The organism is Rhodococcus sp. LW-XY12, assembly GCF_019317345.1.
GTDB classification, from domain to species: Bacteria; Actinomycetota; Actinomycetes; order Mycobacteriales; family Mycobacteriaceae; genus Rhodococcus; species Rhodococcus pyridinivorans.
On sequence record NZ_CP079225.1, the window covers coordinates 3,021,906 to 3,044,001 of the forward strand.

Here is a 22,096-nt window from a genome sequence, read left to right on the forward strand (position 1 = left end):
TCATGACACGCCGATCCGCTGCGTTGCTCCGTTCCGCCGCTCTGTTCACGGCCACCGCGATCGTGCTGACCGCGTGCGGATCGTCCGACACGGAGTCCGACTCCGGTTCGGCACCGGCCGACGGCGCCTTCCCCGTCACGGTCGACACGAAGTTCGGGGAGGTCACCATCGAGTCCGCCCCCGAACGCGTCGCGGCTCTGGGCTGGGGCGACGCCGAAACTGCGCTGGCACTCGGCGTTCAGCCGGTGGCGGCGAGTGACTGGCTCGTCTTCGGCGGCGACGGCGTGGGGCCGTGGGCGCAGGGGCTGTACGACTCGCCGCCGGAGCTCATCGGCACGATCGAGCCGTCCTTCGAGATGCTCGCGGCGCAGGAGCCCGATCTGATCCTCGACACCAAGAGTTCCGGTGAGCCGGCCCGCTACGAGACGCTGTCGGGGATCGCCCCGACCGTCGGCGGCCCGGAAGGCAGCGACGCCTACCTCACGTCGCTCGACGACCAGGTGGCCACCGTGGCAGCGGCGCTCGGTGTCCCGGACAAGGGTGCCGAACTGCTGTCGCAGATCGACGCGGATTTCGCGCAGGCCGCCGCCGACAATCCCGAGTTCGCGGGCAAGACCGTCACCGTCGCCTCCTACACGTCGGAGGGGTGGGGCGCCTACGTCGTCGGCGACTCGCGCGTCGACTTCATGACCGAGCTCGGCTTCGTGAACAATCCGCAGGTGCAGGCCGCGGCGACGGACGATTTCTTCATCACCGTCTCCGACGAGAACCTGGGCATGCTCGACTCCGACCTGCTGATCGTGCTGCCGATCTACGTGCCGGCCGCCGAGGTGACCGACAATCCGGTCTTCCAGCAGATCCCGGCGGTGCGCGACGGCCGGTTCCTCGTGCTCGACAGCGATTCCGACATCTCCGCGGCGTTCTCGACGAACTCGGTGCTGTCGGTGCCGTTCGCGCTCGACGAGCTGGTTCCGCTGGTCGCCGAACGCGTGAACTGAGCCGGTCCCTGCGTCCGGCCCGGTCCCTGCTCCCTGCTCAGCGCCGGAACAGCTTGTTGCCGAGCCACACGATCGGGTCGTAGCGGCGGCCGGCGACGCGTTCCTTCATCGGGATCAGCGCGTTGTCGGTGATGTGGATGTTCTCCGGGCACACCTCGGTGCAGCACTTGGTGATGTTGCACATACCCAGGCCGTGCTCGTCCTGCGCGACGTCGCGCCGGTCGGCGACGTCGAGCGGGTGCATCTCGAGTTCCGCGATGCGCATGAGATAGCGGGGACCGGCGAAGACCTCCTTGTTCTCCTCGTGGTCGCGCACCACATGGCAGACGTTCTGGCACAGATAGCATTCGATGCACTTGCGGAACTCCTGGGAGCGCTGCACGTCGACCTGCTGCATCCGGTACTCCCCCGGCGCCAGATCAGGAGGCGGCGCGAAAGCCGGTATCTCGCGTGCCTTGCGGTAGTTGAACGAGACATCGGTGACGAGATCTCGGATGATCGGGAAGGTGCGCATCGGGGTCACGGTGATCGTCGCGTCGGGATCGAACAGCGACATGCGGGTCATGCACGTCAGGCGCGGGCGACCGTCGACTTCCGCCGAACACGATCCGCACTTGCCCGCCTTGCAGTTCCAGCGCACGGCGAGATCCGGTGCCTGGGTGGCCTGCAGACGGTGCAGGATGTCGAGGACGACCTCCCCTTCGTTGACCTCGACGGTGTAGTCCCGCAGTTCCCCGCCGTCGGCGTCGCCCCGCCAGATCCTGAACGCCGCCTGGTATCCCATCTCAACCCCTCCGTCCGGGATGATCCGCGAGTTCCTCGTCGGTGTAGTACTTCCCGAGTTCGTCGATGTCGAACAGCTCCAGCAGGTCGGGACGCATCGGTTGCTGCCGTTCGGCGGTGACCGTCACGTCGGGGACGAACGGGTCGCCGCCGTCCAGGCGACAGGCGAGCAGAGTGCGACGCCATTCGGAGTCCATCGACGGGTGGTCGTCGCGGGTATGTCCCCCGCGGCTCTCGGTGCGCTGCAACGCGGCCCGCGCGAGTAGTGCCCCATAGAGTGGTGTAACTCGGTGGCCGAGATCGTCTGCGATTCCGTGTTGTGCACGGGTGTAGAGCGGCCACCGTGTGATCCTTCGAGTCAACCTTCTACCGAATCCTCGAACGGAGTCATCACGATGACCGCACCTCATATTGTCGACCCTGCAGGCCTGCTTGGCCAAGCCCTCGCCGACGCGTCGCCGGATCTGATGCGCGAGCTACTGCAGACCATGATCAACGCATTGCTCTCCGCCGATGCCGACGCCGTGTGCGGCGCCGAGTGGAACGCCCGCTCGGAACAGCGCACCAACCACCGCAACGGCTACCGCCACCGGCCCCTGGATACCCGGGTCGGCACCGTCGACGTCGCCGTCCCGAAGCTGCGCTCGGGCAGCTACTTCCCCGAGTGGCTGCTCGAGCGCCGCAAGCGAGCCGAGTCCGCGCTGATCACCGTCGTAGCCGACTGCTATCTGGCCGGGGTGTCTACCCGCCGGATGGACAAGCTGGTCAAGACCCTGGGTATCGACTCGCTGTCCAAGTCGCAGGTCTCACGCATGGCCCAGGACCTGGACGAGCAGGTCGCCGCGTTCCGGCACCGCCGCCTGGACGAGGCCGGGCCGTTCACCTTCGTCACCGCCGATGCGTTGACGATCAAGGTCCGCGAGAACAAGCAGGTCGTCAAGGCTTCCGTGCTGCTGGCCACCGGCGTCAACGGCGACGGCCACCGCGAGGTGCTGGGCATACAGGTCGCCACCAGTGAGACCACGGCCTCGTGGAACACCTTCTTCGCCGACCTGGTTGCCCGCGGCCTGGGCGGGGTGCGGCTGGTGACCTCCGATGCCCACGCCGGGCTCATCGAGGCGATCGCGGCGAACCTGCCCGGCGCCGCGTGGCAACGCTGCCGCACCCACTACTCGGCGAACCTCATGGCCGTGTGCCCCAAGTCCATGTGGCCGGCCGTGAAGGCGATGCTGCACAGCGTCTACGACCAGCCCACCGCGGAGGCGGTCAACGCGCAATTCGACCGGCTGCTGGAGTACGCCGAGCACCGGCTGCCCGAGGTCGCCGACCACCTCGGCGACGCCCGCGAAGACCTGCTCGCCTTCACCGCATTTCCCGACGACGTGTGGCGACAGATCTGGTCCAACAACCCCATATCGGTTAACCGGCCCTCCCACGACACGATCACGGTTGCAGCGTGAGGTCCTGAGCCGACGACCGGTTGAGGCGCATGCTGGCGGTGTCGGCTCCGATCGAAAGGCGGCGGACAATGACCGTTCGGGTGCGCATCAGCAGCAACGGGCATGTGATCGACGGCCAATGGGAAGGATGCGCAGCAGCAAACGCGTTCCTGACGCATCTGGCCGGACGCGGATTCAGTTCGGCAACGGTGCGGGCATATGCGTTCGACGTGCTCAATCTGGCCCGATTCCTGCTCGATCGCGACCTCACGGTGGCTGCGGTGACGCCGGTGACGGTGTTCGAGTGGGTCGACTGGCAGAACGTGCACCGCAAACCCCGCCCAGGCATGGCGACACGAGGTGATCGGGGCACTGCGGCATCGACGATCAACCGACGAGTCGCGGCGATACGCGCATTGTTCGAATACCTGGTGATGACCGGGATACGCACCGAAAATCCGGTGCCCTCACCGCGGCGCGGACAGGGACTGCGACCACCAGCGCGAGGACTGCTCGGACACCTCGGGCCGGGCCGACCCCGAGCCGGAGGCAGGCTGGTACGCCAACCGCGGCTACTGCCCGAGTCCCTCGACGCCGACGCGATCGAGCAGTTTGCGGCGTCGCTGCGCACCCATCGGGATCGAGCGATGTTGTGGGCGATGCTGTTCGGCGGGCTGCGCAACGCCGAGGTGCGATCCCTGCGGTTGGCAGACGTCGATTTCGGCCAGCGACGACTCCGGGTGCTCGGCAAAGGCTGCAAGGAACGGGTGGTGCCGGTCGATGCGGTGTTCTTCACCGAACTGTCGGCCTATCTGCGCCTCGAACGGCCACCGGGGTTGGCGACCGAGGAGTGTTTCGTGGTGCTGCGCGGCCCCACCGCGGGGGCGCCGGTGACCGAGGCGGGACTGCGGTCGCTGTTCCGGCGGCACCGGGACCTCTCCGGTGCGACGAGGGTGCGTCCGCACCGATTGCGCCACACCTACGGCACCGAACTCGCTGCCGCCGGAATCGATCTGATGGTGCTGCGAGAATTGATGGGGCATGTGTCTCCGGACACCACTGCCGAATATGTGCATTTGTCGGTCGAGCAGCTCGCCGCCGAATACGGCGCGGCCCGCGCCAGTCTCGCCGGAACACGACAATGAGCACCGCGGTGGTTGCGACGGTCGTCCTGCCGGCCGGACCGGGTGCGGTGCTCACCGACTACCTCGAGCACGTCGCCAGCCTCGGGCTCAGCGACAGGTCGGTGCGCGCTCGCACCCTCATCGCGACCACCTTCCTCACCACGCATCCGGACTTGCGGGACTGGATGACCCGACCCGCTGCCGACCGGCTGGCCGAACTACGCCGCACCGGGGCCTGGCCACTGCTGTGTCACCTCATCGGACGCGGCAACCTGCGGCTCGACCTCGAACTCGCGGCCGTCAAGAACCTCACCGGACTCGGCCGGGCCGTCGAGGACCGCGACCCGGACGGGTTCGCCGCGGTCCGGGCCGCCGGCCTGGTTTTGGGGTGGACACCGCAATGGGTCGAGACCGTCCTCGGCGAGTGCCTGGCGGTGCTGCTCGCCTGGCACGGCGGTTCCGTCAGCGGTGTGAGCGCCGAGACCGTCGGCGAGTTCGACGCCGCATTGGCTGCCACACAGTCAATCCCGGATACATCGAAACGCGCCTACCGCAACCGTATCGCGGGACTGCGACAAATGCTGTTTCAGGCCCGCATCGTCGACACCCCACCACGGCGCCGACCGTGGGCCCGCACCTACGCCCAACGCTTCGCCGACGCCCCGATGGCCGATCCGATCCGCGAGGCCCTGTTGCGTTACGTCACCGTCCGGGCATCGGTGCTCCGCCCGAAATCGGCCGAATCGCTGATCAACGACCTGCTGCCGTTCGCGGACTACCTCACCACCAACCATCCCGAGGTCACCTCCCTCGAGGATCTCGACCGCAGTCACATCGAGGGCTTCCTCGTCTGGAATCGCACCCGCACCTGGCGTGGGCAACGCGCCGCTGCCGGGGCCGGGCGCATCATCTCCAAGGCCGTGATCCAATCGACGGTACTGAGCGTGCGCAACCTGCTCGAGGACATCACCGAATGGGGCTGGGAGCAGGCCCCACCGCGCCGTCTGGTCTTCGCCGCCGACGTCCCGAAACTCGACCAACCGCTTCCGCGGGCATTGCCGCCCGACATCGATGCTGCGGTGATGAATGCGGTTTCCCAGCTGGATGATTCGTTCGCTCGTATCGGGTTGACGGTGCTGCGCGGAGCCGGTCTGCGGGTCGGGGAGCTACTGGATCTCGAGCTCGGCAGCGTCATCGATTACGGCCCGGCCGGGACCTGGCTCAAGGTTCCGTTGGGCAAGCTCGCCACCGAACGCATGGTCCCGCTCTCGGCGACCACTATCGCCGCGTTGGACGAGTGGACCGGCGGGCGTGGTATCTGTCGGCCATTGCCGCATCCCCGCACCGGAGAGTTGACCGATTTCCTGTTCGTCGCACACGGCCGCCGTCTCAGCCAGACCCGGCTGCGCAACGGTCTGCTCGCTGCCGTCGAGGCTTGCGGACTGCGTGGGGCCGGGGGTGCGCCGTTGGTGGTGACCCCGCATCAGCTGCGGCATACTTGGGCCACCGAACTCGCCAACGCCGGGATGAGCCTGCAGGCGTTGATGGCGTTGCTCGGGCATGTCACTCCGCAGATGACTTTGCGTTACGCCACTTTGGCTTCACCGACGTTGCGGGATGCCTATGACCAGGCGATGGGCAAGATGCGGCGGCGGTTCACGCTCACTCCGGTCGGCAAACCGATCGTCCCCGACGCGGTGAGTTGGCTCGGCAGTGAGATGCTCAAAACGCGTGTTGCCCACGGTTACTGTTCCCGTCACGAGAGCGCGGGTGCGTGTCCCTATGCCAACATCTGCGAGACCTGCGACAACTTCGTCACCGGACCTGAGTTCCGCGGCGCGCTCGAGGCGCAACGCACCGACATCCAGGCTCTCGAGGTCGATGCTCGTGACCGTGGATGGCCCGATGAAGCTGCCCGGCATCATCGTGTCGCTGAGGCGTTGACCGACCACTTGCAGCGTCTCGATCGCTGATTCGATGTGAGATCAGGGTTGATCTCATCCCTGAGGGCCGGATAACCGAGCGGCTCAACCGCGAGATCCGCCGCCGCACCGACGTCGTGGGCATCTTCCCCAACCGGGATGCCATCGTCCGCCTCATCGGCGCCGTCCTGGCCGAGCAGACCGACGAATGGGCCGAAGGCCGCCGATACCTCGGCCTAGAAGTGCTCAGCCGCTGCCGGCTCACCCTGACCACCAACACCGACACCAGCCAGGCGACGGAGGTGAGCACCGATGAACTGATGCAACTACCCGCCTGACCACCAACGAAGGATCAAAAACGAGTTACACCACTACCAGGGGCTTGACCCCCGCGCGACGCACTCGCATACGAGGAGCATGTTCCGCAGGTCCAGGGCGAGATGCCAGCCCGGGTTGAACTGGCGGTGGCCCTCCACCGCGACGTTGCGGATCCGTGTGCGCAGGGTGTCGAGTTCGCGCAGGGCACGTTCGATCTCGTCCGCGCGCCGGATGATGCCCACGAGATCCTGCATGACCTGCTGCAGGTCGGTGTGCAGGGTGTACGGGTTCTCGGCGCGATCGGTGTCGGCCGGATCGAAGGGCGAGAGCGCCGCACGGGCGGCGGCGTCGATGTCGGCGTCGCCGACGATCGGCCGCGAGGTGAGGCTCTGCACGTAGTCTGCGGCGCCGAGACCTGCCCGGCGACCGAAGACCAGCAGATCGGACAGCGAATTCCCGCCCAGCCGGTTCGATCCGTGCATGCCACCGGAACATTCCCCGGCGGCGAACAGCCCCGGGACTGCCGCAGCGGCGGTGTCGGGGTCGACCTCGATGCCGCCCATCACGTAGTGGCAGGTCGGGCCGACCTCCATGGCCTCGGCGGTGATGTCGACGTCGGCGAGTTCCTTGAACTGGTGATGCATCGACGGCAGGCGGCGCATGATCTCGTCGGCCGGCATCCGCGAGGCGATGTCGAGGAAGACTCCGCCGTGCGGAGTCCCCCGGCCGTCCTTGACCTCGGAGTTGATGGCGCGGGCGACCTCGTCGCGCGGGAGCAGGTCGGGCGTGCGGCGATTGTTCTCCTGGTCCTCGTACCAGCGGTCGGCCTCCTCCTCTGTCTCCGCGTACTGGCCTTTGAACACCGGCGGGATATAGGAGAACATGAACCGCTCCCCCTCGGAGTTCTTCAGCACTCCGCCGTCGCCTCGCACACCCTCGGTGACGAGGATGCCCTTCACGCTCGGCGGCCAGATCATCCCTGTCGGGTGGAACTGGACGAACTCCATGTTGATCAGGGTGGCGCCGGCACGCAGGGCGAGGGCGTGACCGTCGCCCGTGTACTCCCACGAGTTCGACGTGACCTTCCACGACTTGCCGATACCACCGGTGGCGATGACGACCGCGGGCGCCTCGAACAACACGAAACGCCCGGTCTCGCGCCAGTATCCGAACGCACCGGCGATGCGTCCCTCGTCGTCCTTCAGCAGTTCGGTGATGGTGCATTCGGCGAAGACCCGCACCCGGGCCTCGTAGTCGCCGTGCTCGGCGTGGTCCTCCTGCTGCAGCGACACGATCTTCTGCTGCATCGTGCGGATGAGTTCGAGTCCGGTGCGGTCGCCGACGTGGGCGAGTCGCGGATAGGTGTGGCCGCCGAAGTTGCGCTGGCTGATCCGTCCGTCGGGGGTGCGGTCGAACAGCGCTCCGTAGGTCTCCAGCTCCCACACGCGGTCGGGGGCCTCGCGGGCGTGCAGTTCGGCCATCCGCCAGTTGTTGAGGAACTTGCCGCCGCGCATCGTGTCCTGGAAGTGCACCTGCCAGGAGTCGCGGGGGTTGGCATTGCCCATCGCGGCGGCACATCCGCCCTCGGCCATCACGGTGTGGGCCTTGCCGAACAGCGACTTGCACACCACGGCGACGGAGAAGCCGCGTTGCCGCGCCTCGATCACCGCGCGTAGCCCGGCGCCGCCTGCTCCGATCACGACGACGTCGACCTTGTGCCGTTCGACATCCACCATCCGTGTTCCCCCTCCTCCGGTGCGGCCGGTGTCGTGCCGTGCGCGTCAGCCGATGAACCGCAGATCGGCGATGGTGTCGCTCGCCACGAGCATGATGTAGAAGTCCGTGAGGATCAGGGTTCCCAGCGTGATCCACGCGAACTGCATGTGCCTGGTGTTGAGTTTCGAGACGAACGTCCAGATCCGGTAGCGCACGGGGTGTTTCGAGAAGTGCCGCAGCCTGCCTCCGGTGACGTGCCGGCAAGAGTGGCATGACAACGTGTAGCCCCAGAGCAGCACGACGTTGATCAGCAGGATCAGGTTGCCGAGTCCGATGCCGAACCCGCTCGGACCGCGGAAGGACAGGACGACGTCGTAGGTGTTGATCAGCGACACCACGAAGCCGGCGTAGAAGAAGTAGCGGTGCGAGTTCTGCAGGATCAGCGGGAACCGCGTCTCCCCGGTGTAGTGCCGGTGCGGTTCGGCGACCGCACACGCGGGCGGCGACAACCAGAACGATCGGTAGTAGGCCTTGCGGTAGTAGTAGCAGGTCAGCCGGAAGCCGAGGAGGAACGGCAACGACAGGAAGGCGAGCGGGATCCACATCGGGAGTTCGCCGACCCACGTGCCGAAATGGCGGGCGCCGTCCACGCAGGACGCGCTCACGCACGGCGAATAGAACGGCGTGAGGTAGTGGTAGTCCTCGACGTAGTAGGCGCTGCGCACGAACGAACGGATCGTCGCGTACACCACGAACACACCGAGACCGAGGACGGTGAGTGCGGGTGTCTGCCACCAGCGGTCGGTCCGCAGCGTCCGCGCGGTGATCCGTGCGCGGCCCTCGGATCGGACGCCGGTGGCCGGCTCACCGCGCGCCGCCGGCGTCGCCTCGGAGGTGCTCACCGCGAGCCGTGCAGCCCGCCGAGACCTTCGTCGTCCGTATCCGTTCCGCGGAACAACGAGTCGTCGTACGGCGTATCGGGAATCGGGATGCGTTGACCGAGGCCGTTGACGACCTCGCGCGGAGGATGTTCGGCGAAGTCGCGTATGTCGATGTCGAGACGTTCGACGTCGTTCGACAGCCTCTTCACCGGGGCTGCGTCCCCGTAGCGCGATCGTAGGGATCCGAGGCATTGGCGCAGGTGGGCGGCGGTGCGCTGAAGTTCCTGCAATTCGCTGATGGACATCCGTACCTCCGGGCCGAGCGGTCGACATGTCCCTTCCGTAGCGGGTATCGGCATGTCGCGCCGGCCGACACGATGGGAACAGGCCAGTTGCAATGTGGCATCCATCACAGTACAGCGGAAGATCCGCCCGCACGCCGTTTCGTCGGGAGCGGCAGATCCGACCACCGAGAGGCACGGGTGGCGAAGACGCGGGCGTCGAGAGCGCCGCTGCCGGCCGGGATCCTGCCCACGATGGGGACGCCGGTGACGTCGGGGAGGTCGTCGAGATTGCACTGCTCCGCCAGATCCGGTGCAGCAGGCCAGGATCCGACGATGACCCCCGGACATTCGATCCCCGCCGAGCGGAGCGCGGCCACGGTGAGCGCGGTGTGGTTGAGCGTGCCCAGTCCCGCGGCGGCGACGATCACCGCCGGCGCTCCGAGCGCGGCCGCGACGTCGGCGAGGGTGAAACCGCCCGCGCCGAGCCGGACGAGCAGACCTCCCGCCCCCTCGACCAGGGTGAGGTCGTACTCGGTGTCGAGAATCCGGACGGTGTCGACGATCTCCTCGAGGGTGAGCATCGGGCGTCCGCTGCGCCGCGCGGCGGTATCCGGTGCGAGCGGATCGGGATACCGCGCGAGTTCGACGAGCCGGACACGGTCCCCGGCCAGTCGCCGGATCTCCTGCAGGTCGCCCGGCCCGTCGTCCGTCACGCCCGTCTGGGCGGGTTTGCACACCGCGACCCGCAGTCCCGCGGCCACGGCGTTCGCGGCGAGTGCCGCGGTCGCGACGGTCTTGCCCACATCGGTCGACGTGCCGGTGACGACGAGGATGCTCACGCCCGGGCTCCCGCGAGGACGTCGGTGAGCACCTCGTCGACGAGGGCGCGTTCGTCGTCGGTGAGGTTCGCGCGTGCCGTCAGGCGCAGCCGCGAGGTACCGGCCGGAACCGAGGGCGGCCGGAAGCAGCCGACGTGCACGCCGCGGTCGCGGCACCGCGCCGCGGCGTCGGCGGCGACGCGCGGGTCGCCGAGGATCACCGACACCACGGCGGACGGCGGCGCCTCGACGCCCGTGAGACGAGCCAAGCGCCCGGCCTGCTCGAGCACGGCAGCGGCACGTGCGGGTTCGGCGCGCAGCACCTTCAGCGCACCCCGGGCGGCACCGACGGCGGCCGGGGCGAGTCCGGTGTCGAAGATGAAGGTGCGCGCGGTGTCCACGAGATGTTCCCGCACACGCCCGTCGGCGAGGACGGCTCCGCCCTGGGAGGCAAGGGATTTCGACAGCGTCGCGGTGACGACCACATCGGGCTCGCCGGCGAGGCCCACTTCGTGGACGAGTCCGCGGCCCCCCGCGCCGCGGACTCCTACCCCGTGGGCCTCGTCGACGAGGAGCAACGCGCCGTGCGCTCGGCAGACGCGATGCAGTTCCCGCAGCGGCGCGAGGTCGCCGTCGGTGCTGAACACCGAGTCGGTCAGGACGAGCGCGCGGGCCTCGGTGCGGGTCGCGAGGGCGTGCGCGACCGCGTCGACGTCGTTGTGCGGGGTGACGACGATCCTCGAGCGGGACAGCCGGCACGCATCGACGAGCGAGGCGTGACCACCGGCGTCGGAGACGATCAGTGCGTCCTTGCCACCGAGGGCGGCGACGGCACCGAGGTTCGCGGCGTATCCGCTCGAGAACACCAGGCCGCTGTCGGCCCCGACGAAGTCGGCGAGTTCGCGTTCGAGGAGTTCGTGTTCGGCGGTGGTGCCGGTGACCAGCCGCGATCCGGTGGCGCCGGCTCCCCATCGCCGCAGGGCAGCGGTCGCTCCCGCGAGGACCTCGGGATGGCGGGTCAGGCCGAGATAGTCGTTGGAGGCGAGGTCGACGACGGTCGTGCCGGGGGTTCGGACGACGGGGTCGCGGTGCAGGCCCGCTGCGCGTCGCGCCGCTGCGGTGTCGTCGAGCCACGCCAGGGCGGGATGTGCGGTCATGAGCGGTGACCATACTTGAACACCGTTCAAGTCGTCACGTCGGTCGGCTCGGGTCGTAGGCTCGGACGGTTCGGCAGACCCCGACGAACGGCATGGGAGGTGGTCGTCCACATCAAATCCCGGGACGGAACGACGATCGGATTCCGCAAGCTCGGGCAGGGTCCGGGTCTCGTCGTCGTGCACAGCAGCATCGCGACCGGGGACGAATGGTCGCGTATGGCATCCGCCCTGGCGGACCGCTTCACCGTCCATCTCGTGGACCGGCGCGATCGCGGGGTTCCTCACCGCCGTCCGCTGACCCCTTCGGTCACCGAGCATTCGCGCCGACGGCGGCGATCATCCCCGAGGTGATCGCCGCGAGATCGTCGGCCGAGCAGATGTAGGGCGGCATCGTGTAGACGAGATTGCGGAACGGCCGCAGCCACACCCCGGCCGCCACGGCGGCGTCGGTCGTCGCGCGCATGTCCACCGGATCGGTGAGTTCGATCACGCCGATGCCTCCGAGGACGCGGACGTCCGCGACCCCCGGCAACTCGCGTGCCGGCGCGAGTCCCTCCGTCAGTCCCGCGTTCACCGCCGCCACCTCGGCCCGCCAGTCGCGGGAGAGCAGCAGTTCGACCGCCGCGACGGCGACGGCGCACGCGAGCGGGTTGCCCATGAAGGTCGGGCCGTGCATCACACCGCCACCCTCCCCCGCGCTGATCGCTTCGGCGACGGCCCGCGTGCACAATGTCGCCGCGAGGGTCATGTATCCGCCGGTGAGTGCCTTACCCACGCACATCACGTCCGGGCTCACTTGCGCGTGGTCGGCGGCGAAGAGTTCGCCTGTGCGCCCGAAACCGGTCGCGATCTCGTCGAAGATCAGTACCAGTCCGTGCTCGTCGCACATCCTGCGCAGCTCGCGCAGATACCGCGGGTCGTGGAAGCGCATGCCGCCGGCGCCCTGGACGACCGGCTCGACCACGATCGCGGCGAGCTCGTCGACGTGCTCGAGCAGGATCGCCTCGAAGTGCGCGACGTAGTCGGGATCGAAACGGGCCGGTGGGGCGGGGGCGAAGACCTGCCGCGCGAGCATGTCGGTCCACAGTGCGTGCATGCCGCCCTCCGGATCGCACACGCTCATCGGGGCGAAGGTGTCGCCGTGGTAGCCGCCGCGCCAGGTGAGCAGGCGACGCCGTCCCGGCCTGCCGACGGCACGCTGGTACTGCACCGCCATCTTCACGGCCACCTCCACCGACACCGAGCCCGAGTCGGCGAGGAAGACGGTGTCGAGACCGGCGGGGGTGATGTCGACGAGCAGTTCCGCGAGCCGCGCGGCGGGTTCGTGGGTGAGGCCGCCGAACATCACGTGGCTCATCCGGTCGAGCTGATCGCGGACGGCCGCGTCGAGCACGGGATGCCCGTATCCGTGCACCGCGGCCCACCACGAACTCATGCCGTCGACCAGCTCACGACCGTCGGCGAGGACGATCCGGGTACCGTGGGCACGGTCGACCACCAACGATTCGGTGGTCGCCGGAAACGCGCCGTAGGGGTGCCAGAGGTGCCGAGCGTCGAGGGTGCGGATCCGCTCGACCGGGAGAGGAGAGTTGCCCACGCCCAAACTGTAGGCGGTTGGAGGTCGCCGCCCGCAGCCGCGTAGTCTGCCCGAGTTGCCGTGAACGACGCTCACGGCAATCGGCCGGTGCGTTCGTCGCCCGGTTCGCAGCACAGCCGAACACGTAAGACACCGGGGGTATCCGTCACATGTCCGTCCACACCTCGGGACCGGAACTCGAGAGTGGCGCGCGGACAGCAGGCAGGCGCCCCGCGCGTCGTGCCGACATCGACGGATTGCGCGGTCTCGCGATCGCGCTCGTGGTGATCTTCCACGTCTGGTTCGGTCGCGTCTCCGGTGGTGTCGACGTCTTCCTGGCGCTCTCCGGCTTCTTCTTCGTGGGCACGCTCCTGAGGACCGCCGACTCCTCGGCCCCGCTCGATCCGCGTCCCGTCCTGCGGCGGATCGGCCGGCGTCTGCTGCCTCCGCTCGTCGTTGTGCTCACCGCTGTCGCGGCCGCCACGGTGGTGCTGCGGCCGTTCACGCAGTGGCTCGAGATGGCCGACCAGACCGGGGCGTCGCTGCTGTTCTTCCAGAACTGGTATCTCGCCCGCACGGCGAGCGACTATCTGGCCGCGGATCCGATGGTCAGCCCGCTCCAGCACCTGTGGTCGATCGCCGTGCAGGGCCAGTTCTACATCGCGGCGCTCGTGGTGGTGTTCGGCTTCGCGTGGCTGTTGCGGCGGATGTCGGTGCCTGTCCGCCTGCCCCTGACGGTGCTGCTGGCCGCCCTCACCGCGGCGTCGCTGGCGTACGCGGTGCTCGCCGACCGGCCGCAGTCGTGGATGTACTACGACAGCGCCGCCCGTGCCTGGGAGCTGACTCTCGGCGGACTGCTGATGTGCCTGTCGCCGTGGCTGCGGGTTCCGCGCGCGCTGCGGATCGTGCTCGGTGCGCTCGGACTCGCGGTGCTGCTCGCGTGCGGCTTCGTCCTCGACGGCAACTCCCTCTTCCCCGGGCCGTGGGCGCTCGTCCCCGTCGGTGCGGCCATGGCGCTCGTCGTCGCGGGTATCCGCTCCGGCTCCGGCTCCGACTCCGACTCCGACTCCGACTCCGAGCACGACACGCCGTCGGCGCGACTGCTGGCATCCGCGCCCATGGTGCGCCTCGGGGCGATCGCCTACGCGCTGTACCTGTGGCACTGGCCGATCCTCATCGGTTACCTGATCGTGCTCGGGCACCCGTCGGTCGGCCTGGTGGGCGGGCTCATCGTGATCGCCCTGTCGCTGCTGCTCGCCGAGGCGTCGACCCGGTGGTTCGAGGACCCCATCCGCCGCGTCGAACCCCCTCGGCCGTCCCGCACCGCGCTCGTGGGTCTCGTGACGGTCCTGGCCGTCACCCTCGTCGGGGCCGCGAACCTCTGGCACACCCACGTCGACCGTTCGACGGAGGCCCTCGAGGGCGTCGCCGCCCTGCCGACGGAGCTGTACCCCGGCGCTGCGGTGTTCGATCCCGCCGTCTCCACCGAGCCGCAACCGGTGCAACCGCCGCTGCTCGTCGCCCATCGCGACCTGCCTCCCGCGACGCTCGACAACTGCATCGCCCAGCACACCAATCGCGCACCGTTGACCTGTACCTACGGCGACCCGCTCGCGACCCGCCGCATGGTGATCGTCGGGGGGTCGCACTCGGAGCACTGGCTCGCTGCGCTCGACGCGCTCGGCATCGAACACGGTTTCCGCCTCGACACCTATCTCAAGGTCGGGTGCCCGCTCTCCGATCCCCTCGCCCCGCTCGTCGAGGAGTCCCCGACGGTCGAGTGCGACACATGGTCGACCGCCGTGCTCGCCGAACTGCGCGCAGATCCGCCCGACTACGTGTTCACCACGTCGACGCGCACCAAGGACCAGGGCGAAGGGCCGGGCGACTTCGTTCCGTTCTGGTACGTCGATCTGTGGGAGACGCTCGCCGACTACGGCATCCCGGTGGTGGCGATCCGCGACAACCCGTGGCTGTTCCGCGGCGATCTCGCCTATCGGGCCGCCGACTGCCTTGCGGGAGGCGGCACCGCGGAGACGTGCGGGGTGCCGCGCGAGGAGGCGCTGGACCCGATCGACCCGGCCGTCGCCGCATCCGCGCACCTGCCCACCGTGTCGCTGCTCGACCTGTCCGACAAGTTCTGCCGGCAGGATCTGTGCCGGGCGGTGGAGGGAAACATCCTCATCTATCGTGACGAGAACCACCTCACCACGACCTACGTCCGGACGCTGACGCCCGAGCTCGGCCGACAACTCGGTCCCGCCACCGGCTGGTGGTGACGCGCTCACCCGGTGCCGGGACCGCCGGAAGACTACTGTTGGCGGGCATGGAGACCACCGAAGCGAGCGCCAGCGACGAGATGCCCGAGCCCCTGGAAGTGTGGCCGGGATCCCCTTATCCCCTCGGCGCGACCTACGACGGGGCGGGCACGAACTTTGCACTGTTCTCCGAGATCGCCGAGAAGGTCGAGCTGTGCCTGATCTCCCGTGACGGGACCGAGACCCGCATCCCGCTCGAGGAGGTGGACGGTTACGTCTGGCACGCCTACCTTCCGACGGTCTCCCCCGGCCAGCGTTACGGCTACCGCGTGCACGGTCCGTTCGATCCGGAGAACGGTCACCGGTGCGATCCGAGCAAGCTGCTCCTCGACCCGTACGGGAAGGCGTTCGACGGGTCGTTCGACGGCGACCCGTCGCTGTTCTCGTACCCGCTGCCCGGTGCCGAGCCCGTGGCCGACAGCGCCTCGGACGAGAGCACGGACGACACCGAGGACACCGACACCGAGGACACCGAGGACACCGACACCGGCGACGCCGTGTCCACCGACGACGCCGAGCCCGAGGCGATCGCGACGGGGCAGACCTCCGACGCCGCCGCAGAGCTTCCCGGCCTGGATTCGCTGGGCCACACCATGACGACCGTGGTGATCAACCCGTTCTTCGATTGGGCGACGGATCGTCATCCCCGCCGCCCCTACAACGAGACGGTCATCTACGAGGCCCACGTCAAAGGCATGACGGCCACGCATCCGGACGTCCCCGAACACATGCGGGGCACCTACGCCGGTCTCGCGCACCCGGCGATCATCGACCATCTCCTCGATCTCGGCGTCACCGCGATCGAATTGATGCCCGTGCACCAGTTCATGCACGACCAGGTGCTGCTCGACCAGGGGCTGCGGAACTACTGGGGGTACAACACCTTCGGGTTCTTCGCGCCGCACGCCGAGTACTCGTCGTCGACCAAGCCGAGCGCCGTGGTCGCCGAGTTCAAGGCGATGGTGCGGGCCTTCCACGAGGCGGGCATCGAGGTGATCCTCGACGTGGTCTACAACCACACCGCCGAGGGGAACCATCTCGGTCCCACCATCTGCTTCCGCGGCATCGACAACGCCGCCTACTACCGCCTCGTCGACGACGACAAGGCCTACTACATGGACTACACGGGAACGGGCAACAGCCTCAACGCCCGTCACCCGCACACCCTGCAGCTGATCATGGACTCGCTGCGCTACTGGGTGACCGAGATGCACGTCGACGGCTTCCGGTTCGATCTCGCGTCGACCCTGGCGCGCGAGCTGCACGACGTCGACCGGCTGTCGGCCTTCTTCGATCTCGTCCAGCAGGATCCGGTGGTCTCGCAGGTCAAGCTCATCGCCGAGCCGTGGGATATCGGTGAGGGCGGTTACCAGGTGGGCAACTTCCCCGGTCAGTGGACGGAGTGGAACGGCAAGTACCGCGACACGGTCCGCGACTACTGGCGCGGCGAACCGGCCACCCTCGGCGAGTTCGCGTCGCGCCTGACCGGCTCGTCGGATCTGTACGAGGACACCGGCCGCCGTCCCGGCGCGTCGGTCAACTTCGTCACCGCCCACGACGGGTTCACCCTTGCGGATCTGGTGTCGTACAACGAGAAACACAATGATGCCAACGGCGAGGGCAATCGCGACGGTGAGTCGCACAACCGGTCGTGGAACTGCGGTGTGGAAGGCCCCACGGACGATCCCGAGGTCCTCGCGCTGCGCGGGCGCCAGCAGCGCAACATGCTCGCGACGCTGATCCTGTCGCAGGGCACGCCGATGCTCGCCCACGGCGACGAGTTCGGTCGCACCCAGCAGGGCAACAACAACGTGTACTGCCAGGACAACGAACTCTCGTGGGTGGACTGGTCGCTCGCCGAGTCCAACGCCGACCTGGTCGCGTTCACCCGCAACGTGATCGCGCTGCGCACCGACCACCCTGTCTTCCGGCGTCGCAGGTTCTTCGAGGGCCGACCCATCCGCAGCGGTGATCAGTCCCGCGACATCGCGTGGCTCACGCCGGCCGGCGACGAGATGATGCCCGAGGACTGGGACAGCGGTTTCGGCAAGTCGCTCGCGGTCTTCCTCAACGGCGAGGGCATCCCCGAACCCGATCAGCGGGGGCAGCGCGTCGTCGACGACTCGTTCCTGATGTGCTTCAACGCCCATCACGAACCGATCGAGTTCGTCACCCCCGACGGCCCGCACGCCGAGGAATGGACGGTCGCGCTCGACACCGACGTTCCCGACGGTCTGCGCGAGGAGACGGTCGTCGCCGGTAAGCCGGTCCGGGTGCAGGCACGCTCGGTTCTGGTGCTCCGGAAGACCCGGTGACCACCGGCGGTACGGAGTCGGCAGGTGTGAACGGCGCCGGCGCGGGGAATACTGCGCCGGTGTTGTCCACCTACCGACTCCAGATGCGCGGCGACGAGTGCACCTTCGCCGACGCCGTCGCCCTGCTCGACTACCTCGACGCCCTGGGTGTCTCGCACGTCTACCTCTCCCCCGTCCTCAGCGCGACGATCGGGTCCACCCACGGATACGACGTGGTCGATCCCGGCACGGTCTCCGAGTCGCTCGGGGGACGCGAGGGTCTGGAACGGTTGTCGCGGGAGGCACGCGCACGGGGCATGGGGCTGGTCGTCGACATCGTCCCCAACCATGTCGGGGTGGCCGACCCACGTCAGAACGCGTGGTGGTGGGACGTCCTGAAGCACGGCTCCGGATCGCGCTACGCGTCGTTCTTCGATCTCGACCTCGCTGGTGACAACGGTGTGGACAGTCGGATCGCTCTGCCGGTGCTCGGATCGGACGACGCGGTGCAGGAGCTGACCGTCGACCGCTCCGGCGACGAGCCGATGCTCGCCTACTACGACAAGCGATTCCCGATCGCTCCCGGGACCGACGAGGGCACCGGTGAGGAGGTCCACGCGCGGCAGGCCTACCGGCTCGTGGCGTGGAACTCGGGGTTGATCGGATACCGCCGCTTCTTCACCGTCGACGATCTCGCCGCGGTGCGGGTGGAGGATCCCGCGGTGTTCGACGCGACGCACGAGCAGGTCGCCTCGTGGATCGCCGACGATCTGGTCGACGGGATCCGCGTCGACCATCCGGACGGTCTCGCCGATCCGTCCGGTTATCTCGCGCGCTTACGCGAGGTGATCGGCCCCGAGCGGTGGCTCGTGATCGAGAAGATCCTCGGCGATGCCGAACCGCTGGATGCGACGCTGCCGGTGGACGGCACCACCGGCTACGACGCACTCGGCGAACTGTCGACGGTGTTCGTCGATCCGTCCGGCGAGTCGGAGTTGAACGCCCTGTCGCGCAGGTTCACCGGCGCCGAAGGCGACGCGCCGTGGCTGCACGCCCGCGAACACGACCTCAAACGATCGGTGCTAGGCAGCGGGCTCGCGCCGGAGGTGCGCCGCCTCGTGCGGGCGATCCGACGCGAGACCGGCGACACCGGCTGCGACGACGCGGCGCTGCGCGAGGCCGTGATGGCAGTCGCCGCACAGCTTCCCGTCTACCGCGCCGACTACGCGCCGCTCGCGACCCTGGTGCCGCGCATCGTAGGTGACCTCGCGCGGACGCAACCCGCGCTCGATCCTGCGCTCGCGGTGTTCGCCCGGGCGATGGCCCTCGGCGGTGAGGCCGCGTCCCGCTTCGGCCAGGTGTGCGGTGCCGCGACGGCCAAGGCGGTCGAGGACTGCCTGTTCTATCGGGCGGCGCGGCTGATCTCGCTGCAGGAGGTGGGCGGGCAACCCGGCCGTTTCTCGGCCACCCCGGCCGAGTTCCACCTCGCGTGGACCCAGCGGGCACGGCACTGGCCGCGGGCGATGACCACCCTGTCGACCCACGACACCAAACGCAGCGAGGACGTCCGGGCGCGGATCGGTGTGCTCTCGCAGGTCGCCGACGTGTGGTCCCGTCGGCTCGGGCAGTGGAACGAGTCGGCGCCCGCACCGGATCCGGCGATCGGACTGTTCCTGTGGCAGACCCTGTTCGGAGTCTGGCCGCTCGACGGAGTGGTGACCGACGAGCTGCGCGAACGGGTATATGCGTACGCGCAGAAGGCGCTGCGCGAGAACGGAACCCGCACCACGTGGACCGAGGTCGACGAGGAATTCGAGACCGCGGTGGGCAACTGGCTGGACGCGGTGATCGACGGACCGGTCGCGGGTGAGCTCACCGCTTTCGTGACCGAGGTCGAACCGCACGTCGCGGCCGTCTCGTGCGGCCAGAAACTGTTGCAACTGCTCGGCCCCGGCGTCCCCGACGTCTATCAGGGCACCGAACTGTGGGACGACTCGCTCGTCGATCCGGACAACCGGCGGCCGGTGGAGTTCGACGTCCGACGGCGGCTGCTCGACGCCCCTGATTCGGCGCCGGCGAAGTTCACGATCGTGCGCACCGCGCTCCGGTTGCGCCGCGAACGACCCGCGAGCTTCGTCGGCGGGGCGTACGTTCCGGTCCTCGCCACCGGCCCGGCCGCCGAGCACCTGCTCGCGTTCGGCCGCGGTCCGGCGCCGGACGACCTCGATGTCCTCGCGGTGGCCTCCCGCCGCACCGTGGCGCTGTCGCGTTCGGGGTGGAAGGACACGACCGTCGACCTGCCGGACGGCGACTGGTCGGATGCCCTGACCGGACGCTCCTTCACCGGTCGGGTGCGGGTCGCCGATCTGCTCGACTCCCAGCCGGTCGCAGCACTCGTCCGCGCGCGTTAGTCCTCGAGCGCGTCGAGCGCTTCCTCCGCGTCGAGCCGGCGCTGGGTGCGTCGCCGACTCCAGGCGAGAACCAGTCCTGCGAGGACGATGACGACCGCCGCGCCGACGACCCGCCCCGCCCAGGTCGCGGCGTCGTTCTCGAAAGGATGGCTCTCGTAACGCAGGCGGAGGAAGATGCCGGCGACGCCGACGAGATAGAGCGCGGCGGCGGCGGCACTGCGGGGTCGCCACAGTTTCGCGGTGGCGTACAGGTCGACGTCGCGTTGCCGCGCGTACAACTGGGTCACGATCGACACGACGAACCAGGCCACGAGGATGCCCAGTGCCGTCCACGCCCCGGGCCGGCCGGCGAGCCACGGGAGCAGCGCCGCCGCCACCAGCGCGATCCACAGGGACAACTGGAATCCCACCGCCGATGCTTCGTTCCAGACGTCTCGCTGACGTTCGTCGCGGTAGAATTCGTCGTCCAGATCGCCGATGAAGCGCGCGGTTTTCACGAAGACCGTCATGAGGGCTCCTAGGTGGTGAGCGGGAACAGTTCCTCGACCGTGCTGTCGAGTGTGAGGGCGAGACGCAGGGCGAGGTACACGCTGGGCGCGTAGTCACCCTTCTCCGTCGAGACGATGCTCTGTCTGCTGACGCCGACCGCGTCGCCGAGCGCGGCCTGGGTGAGTCCCGCTTTCTTGCGGAATTCGCGGACCCGGTTGCTCCTCGGTGTGTCGGTCACACCAAAAGTAAACTATGCTTGTCATTCCATGTCAAGCATTCTTGTCATTTTCGATTGCCGAACCACCCCGGCACACCCGTCGGGCCGGACATGCAATCACCCCTCGGCGTAGTCGATCACGAAGTAGAGAATTACATTCTCACGGTCGAAGGTCCTTGGTTTACGTTCTCGAGCACGGAAAATCTAGTCCTCATCGCGAGCGCCGTCGCCGGCAGGACTTTGCGCAGTCAGGGAGAGGTTTCGATGAAGGCCGAAGACATGGTGATGATCAGCATCGACGACCACGTCGTCAACCAGTCCCGGACCGGCACCAGCTTCCTGCCGGCCGGCATGAGCCCGACGGACGTGTGGCGCAAGAACTTCCTCGCCTGCTACATCACCGAACCGAGCGGACTGAACAACCGTCACCGGCTCGGCGTCGACACCATCGCGTGGGAATGCGACTACCCGCACTCCGACTCGACGTGGCCGAACTCCCCCGAGATGCTCGAGGAGGAACTCGACGCGTGCGAGTGCACCGACGAGGAGATCGACAAGATCACCTTCGCCAACGCCGCGAAGTTCTTCGACTGGGATCCCTTCGAGCACATCCCGCGTGAGGAGGCCACCGTCGGCGCCCTGCGCGCCCGCGCCACCGACGTCGACATCAGCGAGACGTCCAAGGAGGAGTACCGCCGCCGTTACGAGCTCACCAACTCCGGCTCGTAGATTCCTGCTCCACAGGAGCCCACAACAGACGATGCCCGCCGATCCGGATCGGCGGGCATCGTCGCGTCTACGGTGTCGTGCCTACTGCGTCGTGCTTACTGCGTCGTCACGGTCGGCTCACATCGGGTCCTTGCGCCACAACAGTGCGTGCAGGCACTCGACGGCCTCGGCGGGCGATTCGACATCGAGCACTCCGGCGGCGGGCATCCGCCAACCGCCGATCGCGATGACCGGAACACCGATGCGGACCGCGAGCGCGATCTCGCTCATGGTGCCCCAGCTTCCACCCACCGCGATCAACGCGTCGCTGCTGCGCACGAGCAGCGCGTTGCGCATCTCTCCGAGGCCCGTGGGAACGGCCACCGTCAGATAGGGATTGCCCTCGGCACGGTCGTCTCCCGGCAGCAGGCCGAGGGTCGTCCCACCGGCTTCCACAGCGCCACGGCAGGCTGCCGCCATCACCCCACCGAGACCGCCGGTGACCACGACGGCCCGGCGTCCGGCGAGGAGTCCCCCGACCTGGCGGGCGAGGCGTCGCTGTTCGGGCGTGGCTTCACCCGGCCCCACGACCCCGACATAGCGCTGCGCATTCATGTCCGGCATTCTGCATCACGGAGCGCTC

General features: G+C 68.4%; 16 protein-coding genes and 4 pseudogenes. 9 read left to right on the plus strand and 11 right to left on the minus strand.

Going from position 1 to position 22,096, the window contains the following annotated elements; genetic code table 11:
- The first annotated feature begins 2 nt into the window (after positions 1-2).
- Positions 3-998 carry an iron-siderophore ABC transporter substrate-binding protein gene (locus tag KXC42_RS14130; protein WP_219129179.1) on the plus strand — a complete coding sequence of 332 codons (996 nt, stop codon included), beginning with the start codon at positions 3-5 and terminating at the stop codon, positions 996-998.
- 37 nt (positions 999-1,035) lie between these two features.
- Here KXC42_RS14130 and KXC42_RS14135 read toward each other — a convergent pair whose 3' ends face one another.
- Positions 1,036-1,782, minus strand: coding sequence for a succinate dehydrogenase/fumarate reductase iron-sulfur subunit (locus tag KXC42_RS14135; protein ID WP_006554101.1), 747 nt, complete (start codon positions 1,780-1,782; stop codon positions 1,036-1,038).
- 1 nt (position 1,783) lies between these two features.
- Positions 1,784-2,041 (minus strand): annotated as a pseudogene (locus KXC42_RS14140) (fumarate reductase/succinate dehydrogenase flavoprotein subunit); the annotation flags it as partial.
- A 135-nt stretch (positions 2,042-2,176) separates the two neighbouring features.
- Between KXC42_RS14140 and KXC42_RS14145 the strand changes: the two are divergent.
- The 4 genes and pseudogenes from KXC42_RS14145 to KXC42_RS14160 form a co-directional block, all read left to right on the plus strand.
- Positions 2,177-3,193 (plus strand): annotated as a pseudogene (locus KXC42_RS14145) (IS256 family transposase); the annotation flags it as partial.
- Positions 3,194-3,309: 116 nt separating this feature from the next.
- Positions 3,310-4,365: a tyrosine-type recombinase/integrase gene (locus KXC42_RS14150; protein ID WP_064257805.1), complete on the plus strand. Its 1,056-nt coding sequence runs from the start codon at positions 3,310-3,312 to the stop codon at positions 4,363-4,365.
- Entirely contained in the window at positions 4,362-6,317 is a 1,956-nt protein-coding gene (locus tag KXC42_RS14155; protein WP_064257806.1) for a tyrosine-type recombinase/integrase, read from the plus strand. Before KXC42_RS14150 ends, KXC42_RS14155 begins: the two co-directional genes overlap by 4 nt.
- Before the next feature lie 47 nt (positions 6,318-6,364).
- Positions 6,365-6,604: pseudogene (locus tag KXC42_RS14160) on the plus strand (transposase); the annotation flags it as partial.
- A 45-nt stretch (positions 6,605-6,649) separates the two neighbouring features.
- Here KXC42_RS14160 and KXC42_RS14165 read toward each other — a convergent pair.
- The 6 genes and pseudogenes from KXC42_RS14165 to KXC42_RS14190 all read right to left on the minus strand — a co-directional run.
- Positions 6,650-8,320, minus strand: a pseudogene (locus tag KXC42_RS14165) (fumarate reductase/succinate dehydrogenase flavoprotein subunit); the annotation flags it as partial.
- Between the two features lie 45 nt (positions 8,321-8,365).
- Entirely contained in the window at positions 8,366-9,202 is an 837-nt protein-coding gene (locus KXC42_RS14170) for a hypothetical protein (protein ID WP_006554103.1), read from the minus strand.
- Positions 9,199-9,486, minus strand: a complete 288-nt coding sequence (locus tag KXC42_RS14175; protein ID WP_006554104.1) for a hypothetical protein — start codon at positions 9,484-9,486, stop codon at positions 9,199-9,201. Before KXC42_RS14175 ends, KXC42_RS14170 begins: the two co-directional genes overlap by 4 nt.
- A 104-nt stretch (positions 9,487-9,590) precedes the next feature.
- Positions 9,591-10,304, minus strand: coding sequence for a dethiobiotin synthase (gene bioD / locus KXC42_RS14180; RefSeq protein WP_006554105.1), 714 nt, complete (start codon positions 10,302-10,304; stop codon positions 9,591-9,593).
- Positions 10,301-11,440 carry an 8-amino-7-oxononanoate synthase gene (locus tag KXC42_RS14185; RefSeq protein WP_219129180.1) on the minus strand — a complete coding sequence of 380 codons (1,140 nt, stop codon included), beginning with the start codon at positions 11,438-11,440 and terminating at the stop codon, positions 10,301-10,303. Before KXC42_RS14185 ends, bioD begins: the two co-directional genes overlap by 4 nt.
- Before the next feature lie 307 nt (positions 11,441-11,747).
- Positions 11,748-13,037 carry an adenosylmethionine--8-amino-7-oxononanoate transaminase gene (locus KXC42_RS14190; protein ID WP_064852380.1) on the minus strand — a complete coding sequence of 430 codons (1,290 nt, stop codon included), beginning with the start codon at positions 13,035-13,037 and terminating at the stop codon, positions 11,748-11,750.
- A 149-nt stretch (positions 13,038-13,186) separates the two neighbouring features.
- On the opposite strand from KXC42_RS14190, the gene KXC42_RS14195 reads away from it, so the two are divergent.
- The 3 genes from KXC42_RS14195 to treY are packed head-to-tail and all read left to right on the plus strand — an operon-like array spanning position 13,187 to position 20,039.
- Positions 13,187-15,295, plus strand: a complete 2,109-nt coding sequence (locus tag KXC42_RS14195) for an acyltransferase family protein (protein WP_219129181.1) — start codon at positions 13,187-13,189, stop codon at positions 15,293-15,295.
- A gap of 47 nt (positions 15,296-15,342) precedes the next feature.
- The gene (gene glgX / locus KXC42_RS14200; RefSeq protein WP_033097618.1) at positions 15,343-17,649 is read left to right on the plus strand and encodes a glycogen debranching protein GlgX; all 2,307 of its coding nucleotides are present in this window, start codon (positions 15,343-15,345) and stop codon (positions 17,647-17,649) included.
- Between the two features lie 26 nt (positions 17,650-17,675).
- Complete coding sequence (gene treY / locus KXC42_RS14205) at positions 17,676-20,039, plus strand: malto-oligosyltrehalose synthase (RefSeq protein WP_257235624.1); 2,364 nt, start codon at positions 17,676-17,678, stop codon at positions 20,037-20,039.
- Here the strand turns inward: treY and KXC42_RS14210 are convergent.
- A complete protein-coding gene (locus KXC42_RS14210) occupies positions 20,036-20,548 on the minus strand; it encodes a DUF2029 domain-containing protein (RefSeq protein WP_006554110.1) in 513 nt (170 codons plus the stop codon). The genes treY and KXC42_RS14210 overlap by 4 nt on opposite strands.
- 8 nt (positions 20,549-20,556) lie before the next feature.
- On the minus strand, positions 20,557-20,766 hold the full coding sequence (locus tag KXC42_RS14215) for a helix-turn-helix transcriptional regulator (protein WP_006554111.1): 210 nt from the start codon (positions 20,764-20,766) through the stop codon (positions 20,557-20,559).
- A 243-nt stretch (positions 20,767-21,009) separates the two neighbouring features.
- On the opposite strand from KXC42_RS14215, the gene KXC42_RS14220 reads away from it, so the two are divergent.
- Positions 21,010-21,474 (plus strand): hypothetical protein, encoded by a 465-nt coding sequence (locus tag KXC42_RS14220; protein WP_024101249.1) that lies wholly within the window; start codon positions 21,010-21,012, stop codon positions 21,472-21,474.
- A 117-nt stretch (positions 21,475-21,591) separates the two neighbouring features.
- On the opposite strand, the gene KXC42_RS14225 is transcribed toward KXC42_RS14220, so the two are convergent.
- Positions 21,592-22,077, minus strand: coding sequence for a TIGR00725 family protein (locus KXC42_RS14225; protein WP_006554113.1), 486 nt, complete (start codon positions 22,075-22,077; stop codon positions 21,592-21,594).
- Positions 22,078-22,096 lie beyond the last annotated feature (19 nt).